Below are 20,871 nucleotides of genomic sequence, written 5' to 3'. Positions count from 1 at the left end.
TATGCAATTCTAGATGGCAAAGCCATGTCCATGGCGGCGCGGTCGCAGCAAAAAGCCCGCCTGCTGGCGGGCTCCGGGATGTCGGACGCGGCGGCGGGCGTCAGGCGGCGCTGCGGGTTTCCGAAATGATCCCGACGATGTCGTTGACGACGGCTTCGACCAGTTGCGGGTCGTCGCCTTCGGCCATGACGCGGATCAGCGGCTCGGTGCCCGAGGGCCGAATGACGAGGCGCCCGCTCTTGCCCAGCCGGTTGCGCGCATCCTCGATCGCCGCCTTGACGGGGGCCTCCTCCAGCGGCTTGCCGCCGGCGATGCGCACGTTCTTCAGAAGCTGCGGCACCGGCTCGAATTTCCTCGACAGCTCGCTGACCGGCCGGTTCTGCCGCTTGATGCAGGCCAGCACCTGCAGCGCCGAGACGAGGCCGTCGCCGGTGGTCGAGAAATCGGAGAGCACGATGTGGCCGGACTGCTCGCCGCCGACATTGAGCCCGTGCGCGCGCATGTGCTCGACCACATAGCGGTCGCCGACCTTGGTGCGGTGCAGTTGCAGCTTCATGTCGCCGAGGAAGCGCTCGAGACCGAGATTGGACATCACCGTCGAGACGACGCCGCCGCCGGCGAGCCGGCCGCTCTGGTGCCAGGATTCGGCGATCAGCGCCATGATCTGGTCGCCATCGACGATGGCGCCGTTCTCGTCGACGATGACCACGCGGTCGGCGTCACCGTCGAGCGCGATGCCGATGTCGGCGCGCACCTCATGCACCTTCTTCTGCAGCCCGGCCGGATGGGTCGAGCCGCACTCCTTGTTGATGTTGAAGCCGTTCGGCTCGACATTGATGGCAACGACCTCGGCGCCGAGCTCCCACAGCGCCTCGGGCGCCACCTTGTAGGAGGCGCCATTCGCGCAGTCGACGACGATGCGCAGCCCCGAAAGCGACATCGAACGCGGCAGGGTGCGCTTGGCGAATTCGATATAGCGGTCATGGACACCATCGACGCGCTTGGCGCGGCCGAGGCCGTCCGAATCGGCAAGCGCCAGCTCGATGTCCTTGTCGAGCATTCCCTCGATGCGCTCTTCGATCTCGTCGGAAAGCTTGTAGCCGTCAGGACCGAACAGTTTGATGCCGTTGTCGTAGTAGGGATTGTGCGAGGCCGAGATCATCACGCCGATGTCGGCGCGCAGCGAGCGCACCAGCATGGCGACTGCCGGTGTTGGGATCGGGCCGAGCAGGAATACATCCATTCCGGCGGCGCACAGGCCGGACACCATCGCGTTCTCGATCATGTAGCCGGAAAGCCGGGTGTCCTTGCCGAGCACCACGCGGTGGCGATGGTTGCCGCGCTGGAAGGAGAGTCCGGCCGCCATGCCAACCCTCATGGCGACCTCGGCCGTCATCGGAAACTTGTTGGCGCGTCCGCGGATGCCGTCGGTGCCGAAATATTGCCCTGCCATGTTTATTAGGTCCCCGTCGGTTTCAGCGGCCCGTATTGCCATAATTGGGCCGCATCCGATCATCACGTTTCGCGATTATATATTACCATTCCCTTAGAAAATCATTGTGGCGGCGGATTCAAATGATTCGGCGTCCCTGCCACGACCTCTCATTGTAACGGCAATATAGCAGCCGAGACGAGCTTTTTCCGTTCAAAGCGCATATCCGACCTTGCTTGCCTGGAGAATCGTAAGCAATTCATCACCTTATCGGGAGGAACACACTTTGTGACGGGGTTCGCAATGGAAGCATCTGGCGCAACCCGACATTGAGAGTTATTGATTTGGCATAGGGACACAACCTGACGGCAACAAGGGAGAGACGCCATGCTTATTCATAGACTTGCAACAGTGACGGGCCTCGCCGTGGCAGCCTTTTTCGTGGCGGCGCCGGCGAGCGCGCTGACCATGGCCGAGTGCAGCACCAAGTACAACACGGCCAAGGACGCCGGAACGCTCAACGGCCAGACCTGGAATCAGTTCCGCAAGGCCCAGTGCGGCAGCGAGGCCTCGGCCACGACCGATACCAAGGCGACGGACACCAAAGCCACTGACACCAAGACCAACACCGAGGCGGCCGAGACCAAGCCGGCCAAGAAGGCGAAGGAGCCCACCGCAGCAGCGGACAGCTCGGCCAAGGGCCTGACCGCCAAGGAATGCAGTGCCAAGTACCAGGCCGCGAAGGCCGCCGGCACGCTGAACGGCATGAAGTGGAACGACTTCCGCAAGACCGAATGCGGTGCAGGCGCGACCGCCGCGGCCGAGACCAAGCCGGCTGCGGCCAAGACCTCGACCGAAGCCGCCGAAGGCTCCAAGGGCCTCACCATGGCTGAATGCAGCAGCAAGTATCAGGCAGCCAAGACGGCCAACAAGCTCAACGGCATGAAGTGGAACGACTTCCGCAAGGCCGAGTGCGGCACAGGCGCCGCCGACGACGACACTGTCCCGGCCCCGACGGAAGCGACCTACACCAAGGAGCCGGCAAAGCCGACCGCAGCCGCGCCGAAGGGCGTCACCTTCCCGACCGCCATCTCGTCGAAATTCGCCAACGAGACCCCGGCCAAGGCCCGCATGCACACCTGCCTCGAGCAGTACTACGCCAACAAGGACGCCAACACGCTCAACGGCCTGAAGTGGATCCAGAAGGGCGGCGGCTTCTACAGCCTGTGCAATGCCAAGCTGAAGAGCTGATTTCAGCACAGACTCTCCAGATGAAGGCCCGCGCGTCGCCGGATGCGCGGACCTTTTGCTGGAGATCATCGAGACTGTGTCTGCGCTGTTGGCGAAGCGCCGACGACGACGCTGCCAATCTCCCCCCTCGAGGGGCCCGCGTGGGGGAGATGTCCGGCAGGACAGAGGGGGGCGCGAAGGATCGCTTCCTTCATCCTACTTGGTTTGCTCACGAAGGTGCGGCTCGGCAGGCCGAGACCCGGCGGGGACTTATTAACGGGCGCAAAGCCACGCTCGACATGCCGGCGGGACAGCGCCCCTCTCTGCCCTGCCGGGCATCTCCCCCAGGAGGGCCCCAGGAGGGGGGAGATTGGCTGTCGCGCCGGCTTTCGACAATCGCCGGCGTGTAGGCCCGACCTCCGGCTCTTCAAAGCAAAAACGCCGCGGCAAGGCCGCGGCGCTCGTTCGATCGGTGTTTCCAGACTAGCCCTGCGGCTGGGGCTCCATGCCGCCTTCGGGCTCGGGGCCCTTCTTGCGGCGGCCGCCGGTGCCGGCCTTCGGCACGGCCGAGCCGCGGCTGGGGGGCGTGTCGTCGCCGAGGTCGCGGGCGGGCTTGTGGCCGGCGATCAGTTGCTTGATCTCGTCGCCGGTCAGCGTCTCGTATTCGAGCAGCCCCTCGGCCAGAGCGATCCAGTCCTTCTTCTTCTTGGTCAGCACGGCCTTGGCGGTCGAGTAGGCATCGTCGATCAGCCGGCGCACTTCGGCGTCGATGATCTGCGCCGTCTCTTCCGAGATGTTCTGCGTGCGCGCCACGGAGTGGCCGAGGAAGACCTCTTCCTGGTTGTCGCCATAGGCGACATGGCCGAGCTTGTCGGAGAAGCCCCAGCGCGTGACCATGGCGCGCGCCAGCTTGGTCGCCTGCTCGATGTCGGAAGAGGCACCGGAGGTGATGTTCTCCTTGCCGAACTTGAATTCCTCGGCAACGCGGCCACCCATCATGATCGCCAGACGCGAGATCATGTATTTGTAGCTCATCGAATAGCGGTCGCCTTCCGGCAGCTGCATGACCATGCCGAGCGCGCGGCCGCGCGGAATGATGGTCGCCTTGTGCAGCGGGTCCGCCGTCGGCACGTTAAGGGCCAGGATGGCGTGGCCGGACTCGTGATAGGCGGTCAGTTCCTTCTCGGCCTGCGTCATCGCCGACGAACGACGCTCGGCGCCCATCATGATCTTGTCCTTGGCATCCTCGAACTCGGCCATGGTGACGAGCCGCTTGTTGCGGCGCGCCGCCATCAGCGCGGATTCGTTGACGAGGTTCATCAGGTCGGCGCCGGAGAAGCCGGGCGTGCCGCGCGCGATGACCTTGAGGTCGACATTGGGCGCCAGCGGCACATTGCGCACATGCACCTTGAGGATCTTCTCGCGGCCGACGATGTCGGGGTTCGGCACCACGACCTGGCGGTCGAAGCGGCCGGGCCTCAGCAGCGCCGGGTCGAGCACGTCGGGCCGGTTGGTGGCGGCGATCAGGATGATGCTCTCGTTCGACTCGAAGCCGTCCATCTCGACCAGCAGCTGGTTCAGCGTCTGCTCGCGCTCGTCATTGCCGCCGCCGAGGCCGGCGCCGCGATGACGGCCGACCGCGTCGATTTCATCGATGAAGATGATGCAGGGCGCGTTCTTCTTGGCCTGGTCGAACATGTCGCGCACGCGGCTGGCGCCGACGCCGACGAACATCTCGACGAAGTCCGAGCCGGAGATGGTGAAGAACGGCACATTGGCTTCGCCCGCGACCGAACGCGCGAGCAGCGTCTTGCCGGTTCCGGGCGGGCCGACCAGCAGCACGCCGCGCGGGATCTTGCCGCCGAGGCGCTGGAACTTCTGCGGGTCGCGCAGGAACTCGACGATCTCCTCGAGATCCTCCTTGGCCTCGTCGACGCCGGCAACGTCCTGGAAGGTGACGCGGCCGTGCGCTTCGGTGAGCAGCTTGGCCTTCGACTTGCCGAAGCCCATGGCGCGGCCGGAGCCGGACTGCATCTGGCGCATGAAGAAAATCCACACGCCCAGGATCAGGATCATCGGCAGCCACGAGATCAGATAGCCGAACAGCGAATTGGAGCCATCGGTTTCAGGCTTGGCGGTGATGGTGACGTTCTTGTCCTGCAGCCTGGAGACCAGCGACGGATCGCCGGGCGAATAGGTCTGGAAGCCGTTGGCGTTGTCCGTGTAGTTGCCGAAGATGCGGGCGCCGGCAATCGTCACGCTCTTGACCCGGCCGGAAGCGACGTCCTGCAGGAACTGCGAATAGGCGATATCGCTGGTAGCGCCCCGCGTCTGTGGCGTCTGGAAAAGGTTGAACAGGGCAATGAGCAGGACGGCTATGATCGCCCAGAGCGCGAGGTTGCGATAGTTCGGGTTCATCTATTGTCCTGTTGGCGTCCGCGCGGGGACCACGATGATGGAGGAAGCTTGAGCCTAACATAGGGAGAGCGCCTCTCCTTGCCAAGCAGAACAGCACGGGTCGGTTAAGCTTTCGACCATGGTCGGCCGCGATCATGGCCGCGAAAGGGCGAAGCCGGCGGCTGCGCTGCGCCGATCAGCCGGGCCACGGCGGCGGCGGGCAGCAAATCGAAGCACGGCAGGAAGCGTGCGAACGGCGACACCAATGGGGCCGCCGCGATTGGCGGCCGCAAGCCGCCGCCGCCAGCAGAATCAAGGCGTTCGTCATCGCGCCACAGCGCGGGTTCGCTGGCAAGCGCCTTGCGCACTATGCCGGCGGGCGCAGCTTCGTCGGCGCAAGCGCGTTTGGCGGCGGCCACTCCCAACGGGGCGATCACCAACCCGTCCGATTTGTCGCCCAATGTGATCCGCCGCCGACCGTCCCAGCAGTTGTGGTCCTCGGCCGGAGCGGGTGCCGGCAGATTTCGGCTCTCGCGGTGGAGAAAGATGCCGCTTCGACGCGCATCCACCACGCTCCGCGACAATGTGGCGCAAAGCGAACCGGAACGCAGTCTCTCGAACAGGCGACGCGAGCGCGCCTCGTCCGCGAGAAACGATGTGCCCCCCATCGTGGCGAGCAGGATGCGCAGCGCGTAGGTCGCGGCCTCGCCGTCCTCGCTGGCGGCAAAGGCGGGATCAAGGCGGACAAGTCCGGAAGCCGGCCGGCTGGCGAAGGCCCCGATCAGAATGGCGGCGCGGCTGCCGAGTTCTTCGCGCGCGGCGGCGGCCTGCCCGGCCTCTGCGATCGCCGCGGCGAAGCGAGCCTCGCCCTCGCCGCCCGAGAGCGCCGCCCGCATCCGCGGGCGCTCGAAACGCTGGTCGACATTGGTCGGATCCTCGATCCAGCCGATGTTTCGCCGCTTGAGAAACTGACGCAGCACCGCCCGCCGCGTGCCGAGCAGCGGCCTTCCGATCCAGGTCCGCCAGCCATAGAGCGTGGCAGGCGCCATGCCCGCCAGGCCGCGCCCGTCATCGTCTCCGTCGCGAGTTCCGGCGTCGCGCGCCTGTCGCATCAGCACGGTCTCGGCTTGGTCGTCGGCGGTATGGCCGGTCAGGATCAGGCCGATGCTTTCCCCTTCAGCCGCCTCGGCCAGCAGCCGGTAGCGGGCTTCGCGCGCCGCGGCGGGCAGGCCGGTCGCCGGCTTGGGTCCGGACCAGATCAGGGTGCGATGCGCGATGCCATGAGCGGCGCAGAGTTCCGCCACGGCGCGCGCTTCCGCTGCCGAATTCGGCCGCAGGGCATGATCGATGGTTACCGCCAGCAGCCTTGCCGCGGGCGCGTCTCGATCGAGGCGGTCTTTGAGGAGAAGAAGCAGGGCGGTCGAGTCGCTGCCGCCGGACACGGCTGCAACGGCGCCGCTGGAAAAATCGAAATCTGAAAAAAGGCGGCCCGAAAACTCAGGCTCAGTGCCGGGCATTACTGCATGTCGCGCGGAAACGGTCCCGCTTGTGGAGCAACCACATGCGAGAGAAAAGCTAGCACGACGCCAGCGCCTTCTCCTGCTTGATGCGTTCCTTGAGCGCGCCGGAAACATCGGGATAGCGCTTCCCGATCTCGCTGAAGGTGGCGCAGGCCACGTCGTTCTGCTTCAGGCCGACCAGCGCTACGCCGAGCTTGAGCAGCATGTCGGGAGCCTTCTTGGCCTTCGGATAATCCTTGCTGGCGCCAAGGAAGACCTCTGCCGCGTCGCGGTATTTCTGCTGGCCGAGCAGCGACTCGCCCAGCCAGTAATGCGCATCCGCAGCCTTGGCATCCTTGGGGAAGCGGGAGATATGGTCGCGAAAACCCTGCTCGGCGGTCGGATAGTCGCCCGACAGGATGAACTGGTAGGAGTTGCGGTAGAGTTCGTCCGGGTCGTTGGTCGAGGGCAGAGAAGCCATGACCGTGCCGCCCGACTTGGTCTTGCCGCTCTTGGCCGGCGTCTCGGCGGTCGGAGCGCTCGCCGTCGCCGCCGGAGCTCCCGCTGGCGCGCTGGCCTGCGGATCGGTCTCGGCATTGACGACATTGCCGTTCTTGTCGACCGTAATGGTGCCGAAGGTCTTCGGCGGCGCGCCGGTGATCACCTTGCCCGGATCGCCGGTCTGCGACTCCACGATGACCTCGCTGACGCTCTTGCCGCCGCTCTGCGTGCCGGCAGCGGCCGGAGCCTGCGTCGGCGGAGCATCGGCGACGTTGGTGTCGGCGCCGGCATCAGCCATGCCCGCATCGCCACCATTCGCATCGCCGTTCTGGGGCGCGGCCTCGGACTTCTTCTGGCCCGTCGGTTTAGCGCCTTGGGAGCCGCCCTCGAGCTGCTGGAAGCGGAACTCGTTGTCTTCCTGCTGCTTGCGCATCTGCTCCTGCATTTGGAGGATCTGGAAGTTGAGTTCCTCGATCTTGCCGTTCATCTGGCGAAGCTGATCTTCCAGCCCGGTCGCCCCGGCGCCGTCCTGCTGCGCGACCTGCGCCTGCTCTGGCTTCGTCTTGTCGCCGAAGATCCCGAGTGTCGGCAGATGGAAGGTGAATCCGCTGTCTGGCGATTGCGCGGTGCTGCCTGCCGGGGCGGCGACGCTTGAGATGCTTGATGCGAGCAGCAGCGCAAGCGTGCCGCTCAGGACCGTTCTGAAATGCATTTATGTCTCTCGCCGTGAAATCTGTTGGCCTGATGCGCCTTTCCAAATCGGAATGGGAGGAAGCGCCGTCGCGCTCATAGCAGGACGCGAGACTTCGGCCAAATTTTGTTTCAGCCTGTCGCATGCGAAAAAGGCGGCCCTGAGGCCGCCTTTCGTGAGGAGATGTTGTATTTTTGCCGCCGATGCGATGCGTCAGGAACCGGCGCCGGAAAGCGTGGTGACGGCGCGGCGGTTCTGCGACCAGCAGGAGATGTCGTCGCAGACCGCGACCGGACGCTCCTTACCGTAGGAGATCGTCTTGAGGCGGTTCGCGGCAACGCCCTTCGAGACCAGGAAGTCGCGGGTGGCGGCGGCGCGGCGGGCACCCAGGGCCAGGTTGTATTCGCGCGTGCCGCGCTCGTCGGCATGGCCTTCGATGACGATGGCATACTGCCTGTACTGGTTGAGCCACTGCGCCTGGCGCGACAGCGTGGTCTGCGCGTCGGCGCGGATCGACGAGGAGTCGGTGTCGAAGAAGATGCGGTCGCCGATGTTGACGGTGAAGTCCTGCGCCGAGCCGGGCGTGGCGGCGCCGGCGCCGTTCAGGCCGAGATCGGCCGCGCTGTTGGGCGTCTTCTTCGAGGCGCAACCGGTGATGGCAAGCGCTGCCACCAGCGCGATCATCGCCGGGTTTCTGGTAAGTGCTGCGATACGGCCCATGCCGCCTCTCCTTCGCATTCGAGTGATTTCGTTGATCACCCAGTAACCACGTTTGGGTTAACCGGCATTCAAGAAACACGGTTAATATTTGGTTTCAGGCCGCCGTCCTCGGCCATTCTCGCGAGGGCGCCACGATGCGCGCGGACCGTAGGCGGAAATGCGGCCAAAACATGAAAAAAGGGGGAATTGAAGAACTGAAGAATTGAGGAACTGAGGAACTGAGGAACTGAGGAACTGAGGGAAAAAATTACGTCAGCTTTTCCCTCAAGTTCACAAGCATCCCATGAACGAGGGCGTAAGACTGCCGCCACGCATCGAGTTGGTCCGGTGTGATGTACTCAAGGTCGAACGCGTAGGATATCCAGGTCTCCACTTCGCTGCACGAGCCGATCGCCATCGAAACGAAACGAGCAAATTCGGCTTTGGAGTGGCTCTGCTTGGCAAATCCCTCGGCCAGATTGGCGCAAATCGCTTTACTCGAGCGGCGCAATTGATCGGCCAGCGCGTATTGCTCAATTTTCGGAAAACCAAGGGTGGGGTGCATCTCGAGAGAAACTGCATAGGCGCGCTGGTAGACTCCCAGGTCTCTCGCGCGCTCAACGAAGCGCCCTGGCTTCTCCATTCCTCAGTTCCTCAGTTCCTCAGTTCCTCAGTTCTTCAGTTCCTACTCAAGCAACGGCGACCACGCCGGATCCGAGGCGAAGTTCGCCGTCGGTATCGGCTGCTCGTTGCGGCCGGTGAGATCGACCGAAACCAGTTTCGGACCGCCGGCGGAGTCGCGGAAGAACATCAACACGCGGCCGTTCGGCGCCCAGGTCGGGCCTTCCTGCTGGAAGCCGGAGGAAAGGATGCGCTCGCCCGAGCCGTCGGTGCGCATGACGCCGATCTGGAACTCGCCGCCGGTCTGCTTGGTGAAAGCGATGAGGTCGCCGCGCGGCGACCATACCGGCGTCGAATAGACGCCGTCACCGAAGGAAATGCGGGTCTGGCCCGAGCCGTCGGCGCCCATCACATAGATCTGCGCGCGGCCGCCGCGATCCGAGGTGAAGACGATCTTGCTGCCGTCGGGAGAATAGGACGGCGAGGTGTCGATGGCAGGCGAATTGGTGAGCCGCGTGGTCGAGCGGCTCCTCAAATCCATGGCGAAGATGTTGGAATTGCCATCGTCGCGCAGCAGGCTCATGATCACCTTCTGGCCGTCGGGCGAGAAGCGGGGCGCGAACGTCATGCCGGGGAAGTTGCCGACCAATTCGCGCTGCCCGGTCTCGATCTGCAGCAGATAGACCTTGGGCTGCCCGCTCTCATAGGACATGTAGGTGATTTCCTGCCGGTTCGGCGAGAAGCGCGGTGTCAGCACGATCGAGCGGCCGTCCGAGAGATAGCGCACATTGGCGCCGTCCTGGTCCATGATGGCGAGCCGCTTCTTGCGCGCGTTCTTGGCTCCGGACTCGTCAACGAAGACGACGCGCGTGTCGAAGTAACCCTTCTCCCCGGTCAGCCGCTCATAGATCGCATCGGCAATGATGTGGGCGACGCGCCTGGTGTTGGCGTCATTGGCGAAAAACTGCTCGCCCGCCATCTGCTGGCCGGCGAACGTGTCCCACAGCCGGTACTGGGCGCGGATGCGGCCGTCGGCTTCCTTGCCGACGCTGCCGGTGACCAGCGCCTGTGCGTTGATCACCTTCCAGTCCTCGAAGCGCGGCGTGGCGTCCGGGCCCGAGATCTTTTCGATGAAGGCGCTTTTGTCGATCGGGGCGAACAGGCCGGAGCGTTTCAGGTCGGCCGTCACGATCTGCGTGATCTGGGCGCCCAGCGCATCGTTGGACTGGAAGTCCGTGATCGCGATCGGCAGCGGCTCGACATTGCCCTTGTTGACGTTGAGCTCGACGAGGGCCCAGGCCGGCAGTGTGGCGCCTGCCGTCATGCCCAGCGCCATGGCTGCAATCGTCAGGAGCGGCTTGAGGAAAGATCTCATGTCTTCTCGCTTCTCTTCTTAGATGGTTTGGACGCCGGCCCTACAGGCCGAGCATCTCCCGTGGATCGAACGTGACCCGGATGTCGTTCCAGATGTCCTGCTTGCCGGCGGGAACCTGCAGGCCGGCCACGTCGCATTTCTGCACCGCGCGCACCGCGCTTTCGTCGAATTGCCGATTGCCGCTCGACTGCTCGACCGACGGGCGGCCGTCGAGCTTGCCGTTGGTGTCGAGATTGAACCGGACCACCACGACGAAATTCTCTGAACCTTCCAGCCCGACAGGCAAGGTCCAGCAGCCTCCAAGCTGATTTTCCAGCGCCCCCTGCTCAGACTTCGACAGCTTCTGGCCCTGGTCCTTTTCACCGCCGAGCGACGACTGCTGGGTCGAGCGCTTGGCGCCACCGCCTGACGGCTTCTGCTTGTCGAGCAGCGCCGAGATCTCATCGGCATTGAACTGCTTCTCATCCGACTTCGGCTTGGACGAGGCTTCCTTGACCGGCTTTTCGGCATCCTTGCGGTCCGGCGCCTTGGCGCTCGCGGCCGGAGCAGGCTGCGGCTTCGGCCGCGCCGCCGGCGCCGGCGCCGAATCCGGAAGCTTCGCCTCCTCGGTCGGCTGTTGCTTGGCGATCGCCTCGGCCACAGCGTCCGGCTTGACCTCTTCCTTCGGCTGGATGGCTGCGGTCGTGTCCTTTGTCGGCGCGGGCGTCGGCTCCTTGGCCGGCGCCGGCTTGGGATCCGTCTGCTTGACCGGCTCGGGCTTGACCTCTTCCTTCGGCGCAGGCGTCGGCGCCACTTCGGTGGCCGGCACCGGCTTCGGCTTTTCCTGCGGCTTCGGCACGTCCTCGGCAGCCTGCTTCTCTTTCGGCGTCGGCGCCGGCGGCGGCGCCGAAGTCTTCTCGACCGGCTTCGGCTTCGCCTCGTCCGTCACCGGCTTGTCGGTGTCGACGCTGTTCTCGCCGACCTTCTGGGCATCGGGAACGATATCCGGACGCTTCGTCGGCAGCGGCGCCGGCTTGTCATGCATGACCGCTTTCTTGTCGCCTTGCAGCGACTGCGCGACAGCTTCCATCGGCACGATGTCGACCGCCACCGACTCAACGTCGGCGGCGGGCATGGCCGGCGGCGTGGACAACGTGAACAGCCCGAAGGCGATCGCCGTCGCATGCAAGATGACCGATGTGGTGAGGCCGGTCCTCATCTTCGTGTCTACTGGTCCTGTTCCTGCAGAGAGACCAGGCCGATGTTCTTGTAGCCCGCGGCCGAAATGCGGGCCATGACCTTCATCGCCGTGCCGTAGTCGGTCATCTTATCGCCGCGGATGAAGATGCGCTCGTCATAGCCGGTCTTCGAGATCGCCTGCAGCTTGGCCACCAGTTCCTCGATCGGGATCTCGGTTTCCTGCAGATAGATCTGGCCGGCGGAGTTGATCGACACGGTGATCGGCTGGGTGTCGACATTCATCGCCTTTGCCTGCGTGTCAGGCAGGTCGATAGGCACGCCGACGGTGAGCAGCGGCGCCGCGACCATGAAGATGATCAACAGCACCAGCATCACGTCGACCATCGGCGTGACGTTGATTTCCGACATCAGGCCGTGATGGCGCCCACGCCGCCTATGGCCGCGTCCGCCTCGCCCCATGCCACCTGCGCCTGCAGCAGACATCCCCATGATCGATCCTCAGGCCTTCTGGGCTACTTTTTCATCGATTTGGCGCGAGAGTATGGCGGAGAACTCGTCCGAGAACCCTTCCATGCGCATGGCGAGTTTGTTCGCATCCGATGACAGCTTGTTGTAGGCGATGACGGCGGGGATGGCCGCGAGCAGGCCGATGGCCGTCGCCAGCAGCGCCTCGGCGATGCCGGGAGCGACGACCGAAAGGCTGGTGTTCTTCGACGCGGCGATCGCCTGGAACGAGGTCATGATGCCGATGACGGTGCCGAACAGGCCGATGAAGGGCGCGGCCGAGCCGGTGGTGGCGAGGAAGCCGAGCCGGCCCTCCAGCCTTTCCATCTCGCGCGTCAGCGCCAGGTCCATCGCCTTGTCGATGCGGGTCTGCAGCGCCAGCGGCGATTTGGCGCCTTTCTCGAAGCTCTTCTTCCATTCGCGCATTGCCGCGACGAAGATCGCGCCCATGCCCGTGGTCTTGCGGTCGGCCAGCGTGCGGTAAAGGTCTTCCAGCGACTGTCCCGACCAGAACACCTGCTCGAAGCGGTTCAGCGCCAGCCGCATCCGGCCATAGGCGACGAGCTTGTCGATGATGATGGCCCAGGTCCAGATCGAGGCACAGAGCAGGCCGATCATGACCAGCTTGACCACCCAGCTGGCCTGCATGAACAGGGCCCAAATCGATAAATGCGCGCCCGGTTCGGCGAGTGCGATGTTTTCCATGACTTAAGTCCTTAAGAATTTCCGGGCATCGCTGGCGTGGCCCATGGGCATCCCTTTGGTCCGATCGCGCGAAGCTTGAAGCTTGCGGGACAAGCCCCGAATGCACCGTTTCGCGGCCTTTTCGGGGCAAATCTTGGTGAAAGGAAGGCGCAGGAATTGCGCCAATCTTCGCCAATTCCTTCATGAACCGTTATGGTTAAGGATGGGTTAGGATCCAAAAGCGCGGCGCATTGCCGCGCCTGGCGCTGAACGCTTCGGCGCCACCGAGATCAAGTTGCGTTGAAATTCATGTCAGCCAGGGCTCACCTGAATGTCACCGTCCCTTGGGCATGAAGGCTGATATCCACTCTTTTGGAAAGCGCCTTGGTCTCCCGCCCTCGCCGACGATCGCCGCCTCGACCTTGGCTTCGACCAGCACCTCGGCGCCGCGCTTCAGTTGCTGCGCCATGAAGATGCGGGCGCCGGAAATATCTTCCGTGCGTGTTTCGACAGTGAGAATATCGTCCATGCGGGCCGGTGAGCGAAAGTCGATCACCATGCGGCGCACCACCCAGACGATGCGCTCGCCATGCTTGCCGTCGGCAAGCTCGGTGTGATGGACGCCGGCGAGCCGCAGATAGTCGGACCGGCCGCGCTCGAAGAACTCGAGGTAGCGCGCATGGTAGACGACGCCTGAGAAGTCGGTGTCGGCATAGTAGACCCGAGCCATCAGGCGATGGCCGAACTCGGTCAGCGCCCCGGAAAGCCCGGCGCTGAGCGTCGCCGATTCACCATGATCGTCCATCGCGCTTTCCTTTTCGGCCCCGAACGGGCACCTAACGCCCGGCGGGCTTTAGGCATTTTCCTTTTGCGTGTCGTTGTCCCAAAACCGCTGCGCACTTTTGGGCGACACGCACTGTTCCCGCGCGGGAACCGGATGGCACTGTTGGGCGGCATGATCAAGACCTTGATGGCGGCACTGCTGGCGCTCTTTGCGCTCGCTCAGCCAGTTGAAGCGGCGGCCTTCACCATGAAGCGCGGCCTCAACCTCGACCAGTGGGTCACCTGGCCGGCTGAAGACAAATGGGGCGATCGCGCGGCGATCCTGCCTTATCCGGAGTGGCGCAAGTTCCTCAAGGAAGATGACCTCAAGGCGCTCAAGGACGCCGGCTTCGACTTCCTGCGCATGCCGGTCGATCCCTCGCCTTTCCTGTCCGAGCGGACGCCGGCGCTGCGCGACGACCTCTATGCCAGCGTGCTGGACTCGGCGCGCCTGATCAACCGCGCCGGCCTCAAGGTCATCGTCGATCTGCATCTGATCCCGGCCGGCGGCAACCGCACGATCGGCATGGGCGAGGTGATGGGCGACCCCGCCACCTTCGACGCTTACCTCGAACTGGTGCGCAAAATGGCGCGCACGCTCGCCGCCGAAGAACCGGGCCAGGTCGCGCTCGAACTGATGAATGAACCGATCGTCGATTGCGACGGCAGCGCCACGAGCCTTTGGCCGGACCGCCAGAAGAAACTGTTCGCGGCCGCGCGATCTTCGGCGACCAGGCTGACGTTGATCCTCACCGGCGGCTGCTATTCGAATGCTGAATCTCTGGCCAGGATCGACCCGAAGGCGATCCCCGATGACAACGTCATCTGGACCTTCCATTCCTACGACCCGTTCCTCCTTACCCATCAGGGCGCGACCTGGGCCGGTGATTTCATTCAGTATGTCACCGGCCTGCCCTATCCGCTGACAGCCGTGTCACGTGCGCAGCTCGACGTGACGCTGGACACGATCCGCGACCGGATCAAAGCCGAGGCGCCATGGGCGCGGCAAAGCGGTCTGCTGGCCTATCTCGACGAACAGGTGGCTGGTCTCGACAGCCCCGAGAAGCTGCTCGCGGCCATGGACGCGCCGTTCAAGACAGTCGACGCCTGGGCGAAAGCCAACGGGATCAAGCCGGAAAACATCACGCTTGGCGAGTTCGGCATGATCCGCAAGGAGTATGGCAACGCCTATGCCATGCCGGCCGAATACCGCGCCGCTTACGTCGGCGACATGATCGCCCGCGCCGAAACGCATGGCTTTTCCTGGTCGGTCTGGAGCTACGGCGGCGCCTTCGGCATCGTCGACGGCTTCGATGGCGAGAAGGCGGAGCCGGAAGTGATGGATCTGATCAGGTCACTTCACTGATTGGTTTCAGCCCAGCTCGATATGCAAAATTTCCGGCCGCACGCCGAAACGCACCGGCATGATGCTGAAGCCGAGCCCACCGGAGACGATCAGGTGACGGTCGTTTTCCACCACATGGCCATAGGCGTAGCGGTTGCCGAACACGGACGGCACGACCGGCGAATAGCCGAACAGCCGCACCTGCCCGCCATGCGTGTGGCCGGACAGCGTCAGTGAAACCCGCCACGGCACTTCGGGAAAGATGTCGGGCTCATGCGCAAGCAGGATGATGGGCGCGTTGTCGCTCACCTTGGCGAGCGTGCCTTTGAGATCGTCCAGCCCCTTGAAGCTGGACCGGCCCCAGGCACGACCCGGACGCAGTGCAAGCTGGTCTGCGAGCCCGGCTATCCAGAAGCCTTGTCCATCCTTTTCCAGGCGCACGACATCGTTTTCCAGCACTGGAATGCCGACGCCTTCCAGTGCCTTGCGCGAAATCGTCGGCCCGGCCCCGGCCTCTTGCGCGGCAACATCGTGCCACCAGTCGTGATTGCCGAGGATCGACAGCACCCCGAGCGGCGCCTTCAGTCCGGACAGGGCCGAAGCCCATTCCGCCGCCGACACCTGCTCCGTGACCAGGCGCATACCGGCAACATAGTCGCCGAGCAGCACAATCAGATCCGGCTGCAGTGCGTTCGCCTCCTCGGCCAGCGAGGCGACGCGCTCCGGCGTCATCCAGGGCCGGCAGGCATGGATGTCTGCGAGCGCCACGATGCGGAGCTTGAGCCCGGCCGGCCAATGCGGCGGCGTCAGCGCGTAGCGCTTGACATGGGTGAGCAGCATCGGCTCGATGCCGACCGCATAGGCGCCGAGCGACACCAAGGAGAAGAACGAGCCGCCGACGAGCCGCAGGAAACCACGTCTGGTGATCATCGATAAGTCCCTGGCCCGGGCAACGGCAATTGCATCAATCCACCCCTGTCTTAGAGGCCGCAATTGCGCCTTCGGCTTGGCCGAGGCGAGGAGATTTTGCGCAGATAAGCCGTCACCCGGCAGCGGGCGACCAAATCACATTACTCTTCCTGGAACAGGCTGATCTGCTGCTGAGCAAGGTCCTTTGGCGCATCGAGACCGAGATGCCGCCAGGCATTGGCTGTCAGCACGCGGCCGCGCGGCGTGCGCTGGATGAAGCCCTGCTGGATCAAATAGGGCTCGATGATGTCTTCGATCGCGTCGCGCGGCTCGGAAAGCCCCGCCGCGATCGTTTCGATGCCGACCGGCCCGCCGCCGAAATTGCGCGCGATCATCGAAAGATATCGGCGGTCGAGCGCGTCGAGTCCGAGACCGTCCACCTCCAGCCTGGTCAGCGCCTCGTCGGCGATGCGTTTGTCGACATGGCCGTCTCCGGCGACGGAGGCGAAATCGCGCACCCGTCGCAACAGCCGGCCGGCGATGCGCGGTGTGCCGCGGGCGCGGCGCGCGATCTCCAGCGCGCCGTCGTCGCCGAGCGGCATCGAGAGGATGCGGGCGCCGCGGCGCACGATCTGCTCCAACTCCTCGACCGTATAGAAATTGAGCCTGACCGGAATGCCGAAACGGTCGCGCAGCGGATTGGTCAGCAGCCCGAGTCGCGTCGTTGCAGCAACCAGCGTGAAGCGGGCAAGGTCGATCTTGACCGAACGCGCCGCCGGCCCCTCGCCGATGATCAGGTCGAGCTGGAAATCCTCCATCGCCGGATAGAGGATTTCCTCCACCGCCGGATTGAGGCGGTGGATCTCGTCGATGAAGAGGACGTCGCGGTCCTCGAGATTGGTGAGAAGTGCTGCAAGGTCGCCGGCCTTGGCGATGACCGGCCCCGAGGTCGAGCGGAAATTGACCCCGAGCTCGCGTGCCATGATCTGCGCCAGCGTCGTCTTGCCGAGGCCTGGCGGCCCGACGAACAGCACATGGTCGAGCGCCTCGCCGCGGTTCTTGGCGGCGTCGACGAAAACCTTGAGGTTGGCCCTGACCGCCGCTTGGCCGACGAACTCGTCGAGCGACTGCGGGCGCAAGGTCTGGTCGGCATCCTCGCCGCGCTTGTCGGGAGCAATGAGGCGGGGCGAAAGGTTCATGCCGCCTTCCTTGCATACGCCAACAAACTGGACAAGCGCCGCGTCACCGCGCCAGTTCCTTCAATCCGAAGCGGATCAGCTTCGAGGCATCGGCACCCTCGCCGGCCGCCTTCAGCGCCGCCGCCACCGCATTGGCGGCGATGTCGCGCGAATAGCCGAGATTGACCAGCGCCGAGACCGCGTCGGTGATCGGTGCTGCCGCCACGCCCGCGCCGAGCTCCTGCTTGAGTCCGATCGTGCCGGTGGCAGCGCCCGCATAGGCGGGCGCCTTGGCCTTCAACTCGGTGACGATGCGCTCGGCCACTTTCTTGCCGACGCCGGGCGCTCGGCTGACCATGGCGATGTCGCGCAGCGCGATCGCATTGGCGAGATCGGCCGGGGCCAATGTCGACAGCACCGCCAGCGCCACCTTGGCGCCGACGCCCTGCACATTGTTCATCAGCAGGCGGAACCATTCGCGCTCGAGTGCTGTCTGGAAGCCGTAGAGCCGGATCATGTCCTCGCGCACATAGGTCTCGATGAACAGCACCACCGCCTCGCCGGGCCCCGGCAGGGAAGCCAGCGTGCGCGCCGAGCAATAGGCGACATAGCCGACGCCATGCACGTCGACGAGACAAGAATCCTCGTCGATCTCGTCCAGCGTGCCTTTCAGCTTGCCGATCATGGCATTCCTCTCATGCCAAAGCCGCCATCCGATAGGCGACGCTCTGGCGATGATGCGCATGGCAGATGGCGATGGCCAGCGCATCGGCGGCATCGTCCGTGTCGAAGATGGCCTTCGGCATCAGCACCTTCACCATCATGTGGATCTGCTTCTTCTCGCCGTGGCCGACGCCGATCACCGCCTTCTTGACGGCGTTGGGGGCGTATTCGGCAACGACCAATCCGGCGCGCGCCGGCACCAGCATGGCAATGCCGCGCGCCTGGCCGAGCTTCAGCGTCGCGGTCGCATCCTTGTTGACGAAGGTCTGCTCGACCGCTGCCTCGTGCGGCATGGCTTGGTGCAGCACCTCGGCCAGTCCGTCATGCAATTGGCAGAGTCTTGCTGCGAGCGGCGCCTTGTCGTCCGAGCGCACGGTACCGGAAGCGACGAAGCGCAGCGAATTGCCAAGGCTCTCGACGATGCCCCAGCCGGTGCGCCTCAGCCCCGGATCGATGCCGATGATGCGAATCGCTTCCCCCATGCGCCAACTTTACCCGTGGCGGCAAGCGATGCCAGCGAAATGTGAACAAACCAGAAACGATTCAAGGGGGAAACAGGCTGCTCGGATTTTGGCTAAGCAGCCGGATCAGCCGCGGGCGAAAGCCGTGTTCAGCAGGCTGATCTGGTCGGAGACCGGGTTGGCGCGGCGGCTGACGGCCGGCGTGTCGTAGATCGAGCCATAGATTTCCTCGTCCATGCGGCGCACCAGCGCCTGCAGGCGCAGCGACCGGCTCACGAGTTCCAGAAACTCCTTCGGCAGTTCGCTCCATCCGGCTGCTTCGTCATGCGCGGACGCCGTGTCGAGGCGCACCTTTGACTTCTCGGAGGCGACCTGGTCGCGCGTCATCTCGCCGGAATTCGCCGCGCGCTGCAGAAGCAGCCAGGACGCAACCTGCATCAGCCTTGTGGTCAGCCGCATCGATTCGGCCGCATAGAGCGTCGCCGCCGCGCGCGACAGCTTCTTCGCCTCGGCTCTGCCCTTGCCGTCGAGATATTCGGCGGCCTGTTCGACCAGTCCCATACCCTCCTGGTAGAGCGGCTTGAAGGATTGGGAAAAGACCCGGCGCTCCGCGAGCTTGATGGTTTTCGCGCTGCCTTTCGAAGGCTCGGTCATTGATACGCCCCTGCACTGCCGCAAGCCGATTCGGCATTCTTGCCGACGCGTCTGCACCCTAAACGACTGAGGCTTGAAAATGCGCTTAGGCGCCCATGAAGGCAAGCGCATGTTTAACAAACGGTTAACGCAAACCCTGCCACCGGCCGGCCTGCCGGGGACAAAAAAAGAGCCGCGGATAAGGCGGCTCTCAGGAGTTTAACAGGGAGGCGTCAAACAAAGTGGCTCCAACCACTCGGTAAGAATCCAGCAAAACTGGATGTGCATAGTAAACACCTGTAAAGCTTAACGAAGCCTTAACGCCGGGCGGATTTTTTGACCGATTGAGCTCTTCTGTGCCGGAACAGGACAGGCTGCATCGCGATCCCGATTTTCGGCGGCGGCTGACCTTCCCTCGCGATTCGCAGCGCCGAAACATACCGGCCGCCGGCGCGACATCGTTCCGATACAGCCCGCACGCTAAAGGCCCGCTTCTCTGAGGGGGCGGGCGCGAATTCGCGCCGCCGCGACATAAAAATGCATTCCAGGAGCAAAGCATGGACTGGTACTCGATCGTCAAATTCCTCCACGTCGTCTCGGCCATTCTGTGGGTCGGCGGTGGATTCGTCCTGTTCCTGCTCGGTGTGCTTGCCCAGCGCGCCGGCAACATCGAGGATAAGCTGCAGGCGATGCGCGCAAGCGGTCAGCTCGGCGGCAAGTACTTCGCCCCGATGTCGATGCTGACCCTGATCTTCGGGCTTATCATGTGCGGCTTCTGGGTCGGCTTCTCCGACCTGTGGATCATCATCGGCCTCGCCGGTTACGTCACCACCTTCTCGATTGGCATGCTCGTCTTCAAGCCGACCGGCGAGCGAATGGGCGCCATGATCGCCAAGGACGGCGTCACGCCCGCGGTTCTCGCCATCGGCCAGCGCATGATGAGTTGGGCACGCCTCGACTATGCCGTCATGCTGGTGATCATCGCCGACATGGTCCTGAAGCCGACTGTGCATGATGTCGGCATGCTCGCCGGCATGGCGCTGGTCGTGGTAGTGGGCGCGGCACTCGCCGTCGGCGGCGGCCGTCAGATGGTGCCGAGCGCTGCCTGACGGCAAGGGCGGCGGCAGGCCGCCCTCCTCCTTACATGAGGCCGGCGATACCGTCCCACAAAAGCTTGACCGCCACCACCGCGACGGTTGCGTATGTGAACGGATAGAACACCTCCGGCCGCATGCGCCGCACCAGCCACGCGCCTGCGATCGTGGCGAGCGGCGCCAGCGGCATCAGCACCGCCGAAGCGGTGAGGTTGGTGGTGTCGAACTGTCCGAGCGCGAAATAGGGAACGAGCTTCAGCGCATTGGTGGCGGCGAAGAAGATCGTCGCCGTTCCCGAAAGCACCTTCGGGTCGAGCCGTATCGGCAGTGCATAGACCTGGAAGGGCGGGCCGCCGACATGGGCGACGAAGCTGGTGAAGCCGGCAACCGTGCCCCAGAATGCGGCCGCCGTGCGGTTCGGCTCGGCCGCGTGGTCGGCACCATGACGCAATTGCAGATAGAGCCAGCGCAGCACGAAAATCAGCGCCACCGCGCCGACGATCAGCCGCACCATCTCCTCGGTCACCAGAGCCGCCGTCAGCCAGCCGAGGCCGATACCGACGATGGCGCCCGGCATCATCTCGACCAGCATCTTGCGGTCATAGATGCCCCACCAGGTCCATACCGAAACGATATCCATCAGGCACAGGATCGGCAGCAGGATGGCGGCGGCCTGCACCGGCGGGATGGTCAGCGCCATCAACGGCACGCCGACGAAGCCGACGGCACCGCCGAAGCCGCCTTTCGACAGGCCGACGAGGATGACCGCCGGAATGGCGGCGGCGTAGAACCACGGGTCGCTGGGCAGGCCTGACATTGAGAAGAGAGCGGCTGGGAGATGAGGTCGGCAGGAGGTCCTGCAATAGACCAGAATGCGAACTGTCGCGATAGCCA

At 64.3% G+C, this 20,871-nt stretch carries 20 protein-coding genes; 3 read left to right on the top strand and 17 right to left on the bottom strand.

Features of this window, described 5'->3' with window-relative positions:
* Positions 1 to 100 precede the first annotated feature (100 nt).
* Positions 101 to 1,453: a phosphoglucosamine mutase gene (gene glmM / locus EJ074_RS19975; protein ID WP_095804680.1), complete on the bottom strand. Its 1,353-nt coding sequence runs from the start codon at positions 1,451 to 1,453 to the stop codon at positions 101 to 103.
* A gap of 366 nt (positions 1,454 to 1,819) precedes the next feature.
* Between glmM and EJ074_RS19970 the strand changes: the two genes are divergently transcribed.
* Positions 1,820 to 2,683: a hypothetical protein gene (locus tag EJ074_RS19970; RefSeq protein ID WP_095804681.1), complete on the top strand. Its 864-nt coding sequence runs from the start codon at positions 1,820 to 1,822 to the stop codon at positions 2,681 to 2,683.
* A 462-nt stretch (positions 2,684 to 3,145) separates the two neighbouring features.
* Here the strand turns inward: EJ074_RS19970 and ftsH are convergent, their stop codons facing one another.
* The 10 genes from ftsH to ybgC form a co-directional block, all read right to left on the bottom strand.
* Complete coding sequence (gene ftsH / locus EJ074_RS19965) at positions 3,146 to 5,080, bottom strand: ATP-dependent zinc metalloprotease FtsH (protein WP_095804682.1); 1,935 nt, start codon at positions 5,078 to 5,080, stop codon at positions 3,146 to 3,148.
* Between the two features lie 104 nt (positions 5,081 to 5,184).
* Positions 5,185 to 6,576, bottom strand: coding sequence for a tRNA lysidine(34) synthetase TilS (gene tilS, locus EJ074_RS19960; protein WP_095804683.1), 1,392 nt, complete (start codon positions 6,574 to 6,576; stop codon positions 5,185 to 5,187).
* A 58-nt stretch (positions 6,577 to 6,634) separates the two neighbouring features.
* Positions 6,635 to 7,771, bottom strand: coding sequence for a tol-pal system protein YbgF (ybgF, locus tag EJ074_RS19955; RefSeq protein WP_095804684.1), 1,137 nt, complete (start codon positions 7,769 to 7,771; stop codon positions 6,635 to 6,637).
* Positions 7,772 to 7,963: 192 nt separating this feature from the next.
* A complete protein-coding gene (gene pal / locus EJ074_RS19950) occupies positions 7,964 to 8,470 on the bottom strand; it encodes a peptidoglycan-associated lipoprotein Pal (protein ID WP_095804685.1) in 507 nt (168 codons plus the stop codon).
* A 247-nt stretch (positions 8,471 to 8,717) separates the two neighbouring features.
* On the bottom strand, positions 8,718 to 9,092 hold the full coding sequence (locus EJ074_RS19945) for a four helix bundle protein (protein ID WP_129553661.1): 375 nt from the start codon (positions 9,090 to 9,092) through the stop codon (positions 8,718 to 8,720).
* A gap of 42 nt (positions 9,093 to 9,134) precedes the next feature.
* The gene (tolB, locus tag EJ074_RS19940) at positions 9,135 to 10,406 is read right to left on the bottom strand and encodes a Tol-Pal system beta propeller repeat protein TolB (protein ID WP_245420299.1); all 1,272 of its coding nucleotides are present in this window, start codon (positions 10,404 to 10,406) and stop codon (positions 9,135 to 9,137) included.
* 79 nt (positions 10,407 to 10,485) lie between these two features.
* On the bottom strand, positions 10,486 to 11,643 hold the full coding sequence (locus tag EJ074_RS19935; protein WP_095804688.1) for a cell envelope integrity protein TolA: 1,158 nt from the start codon (positions 11,641 to 11,643) through the stop codon (positions 10,486 to 10,488).
* Positions 11,644 to 11,651: 8 nt separating this feature from the next.
* On the bottom strand, positions 11,652 to 12,113 hold the full coding sequence (gene tolR, locus EJ074_RS19930) for a protein TolR (protein ID WP_095804689.1): 462 nt from the start codon (positions 12,111 to 12,113) through the stop codon (positions 11,652 to 11,654).
* Between the two features lie 9 nt (positions 12,114 to 12,122).
* Positions 12,123 to 12,833, bottom strand: a complete 711-nt coding sequence (gene tolQ / locus EJ074_RS19925; protein WP_095804690.1) for a protein TolQ — start codon at positions 12,831 to 12,833, stop codon at positions 12,123 to 12,125.
* Between the two features lie 313 nt (positions 12,834 to 13,146).
* The gene (ybgC, locus tag EJ074_RS19920) at positions 13,147 to 13,617 is read right to left on the bottom strand and encodes a tol-pal system-associated acyl-CoA thioesterase (protein WP_095804691.1); all 471 of its coding nucleotides are present in this window, start codon (positions 13,615 to 13,617) and stop codon (positions 13,147 to 13,149) included.
* 132 nt (positions 13,618 to 13,749) lie between these two features.
* On the opposite strand from ybgC, the gene EJ074_RS19915 reads away from it, so the two are divergent.
* A complete protein-coding gene (locus tag EJ074_RS19915; protein WP_095804692.1) occupies positions 13,750 to 15,000 on the top strand; it encodes a cellulase family glycosylhydrolase in 1,251 nt (416 codons plus the stop codon).
* 6 nt (positions 15,001 to 15,006) lie between these two features.
* On the opposite strand, the gene EJ074_RS19910 is transcribed toward EJ074_RS19915, so the two are convergent.
* The 5 genes from EJ074_RS19910 to EJ074_RS19890 form a co-directional block, all read right to left on the bottom strand.
* Entirely contained in the window at positions 15,007 to 15,909 is a 903-nt protein-coding gene (locus EJ074_RS19910; RefSeq protein WP_095804693.1) for a metallophosphoesterase, read from the bottom strand.
* Positions 15,910 to 16,049: 140 nt separating this feature from the next.
* Positions 16,050 to 17,087 carry a Holliday junction branch migration DNA helicase RuvB gene (gene ruvB, locus EJ074_RS19905; protein WP_095804694.1) on the bottom strand — a complete coding sequence of 346 codons (1,038 nt, stop codon included), beginning with the start codon at positions 17,085 to 17,087 and terminating at the stop codon, positions 16,050 to 16,052.
* A gap of 43 nt (positions 17,088 to 17,130) precedes the next feature.
* On the bottom strand, positions 17,131 to 17,751 hold the full coding sequence (ruvA, locus tag EJ074_RS19900) for a Holliday junction branch migration protein RuvA (RefSeq protein ID WP_095804695.1): 621 nt from the start codon (positions 17,749 to 17,751) through the stop codon (positions 17,131 to 17,133).
* A gap of 10 nt (positions 17,752 to 17,761) precedes the next feature.
* Positions 17,762 to 18,271 carry a crossover junction endodeoxyribonuclease RuvC gene (ruvC, locus tag EJ074_RS19895; protein WP_095804696.1) on the bottom strand — a complete coding sequence of 170 codons (510 nt, stop codon included), beginning with the start codon at positions 18,269 to 18,271 and terminating at the stop codon, positions 17,762 to 17,764.
* 105 nt (positions 18,272 to 18,376) lie between these two features.
* On the bottom strand, positions 18,377 to 18,904 hold the full coding sequence (locus tag EJ074_RS19890) for a DUF1465 family protein (RefSeq protein WP_095804697.1): 528 nt from the start codon (positions 18,902 to 18,904) through the stop codon (positions 18,377 to 18,379).
* A 536-nt stretch (positions 18,905 to 19,440) separates the two neighbouring features.
* Between EJ074_RS19890 and EJ074_RS19885 the strand changes: the two genes are divergently transcribed.
* Positions 19,441 to 19,992 (top strand): DUF2269 family protein, encoded by a 552-nt coding sequence (locus tag EJ074_RS19885; RefSeq protein WP_095804698.1) that lies wholly within the window; start codon positions 19,441 to 19,443, stop codon positions 19,990 to 19,992.
* Between the two features lie 31 nt (positions 19,993 to 20,023).
* On the opposite strand, the gene EJ074_RS19880 is transcribed toward EJ074_RS19885, so the two are convergent.
* Positions 20,024 to 20,794 (bottom strand): sulfite exporter TauE/SafE family protein, encoded by a 771-nt coding sequence (locus EJ074_RS19880; protein WP_095804699.1) that lies wholly within the window; start codon positions 20,792 to 20,794, stop codon positions 20,024 to 20,026.
* Positions 20,795 to 20,871: the final 77 nt, after the last annotated feature.

This window comes from Mesorhizobium sp. M3A.F.Ca.ET.080.04.2.1, assembly GCF_003952525.1.
In the GTDB taxonomy this organism is placed as follows: Bacteria; Pseudomonadota; Alphaproteobacteria; order Rhizobiales; family Rhizobiaceae; genus Mesorhizobium.
The sequence above is the reverse complement of the archived record's forward strand: the minus strand, read 5'-3'. Positions and strand labels throughout refer to the sequence as shown.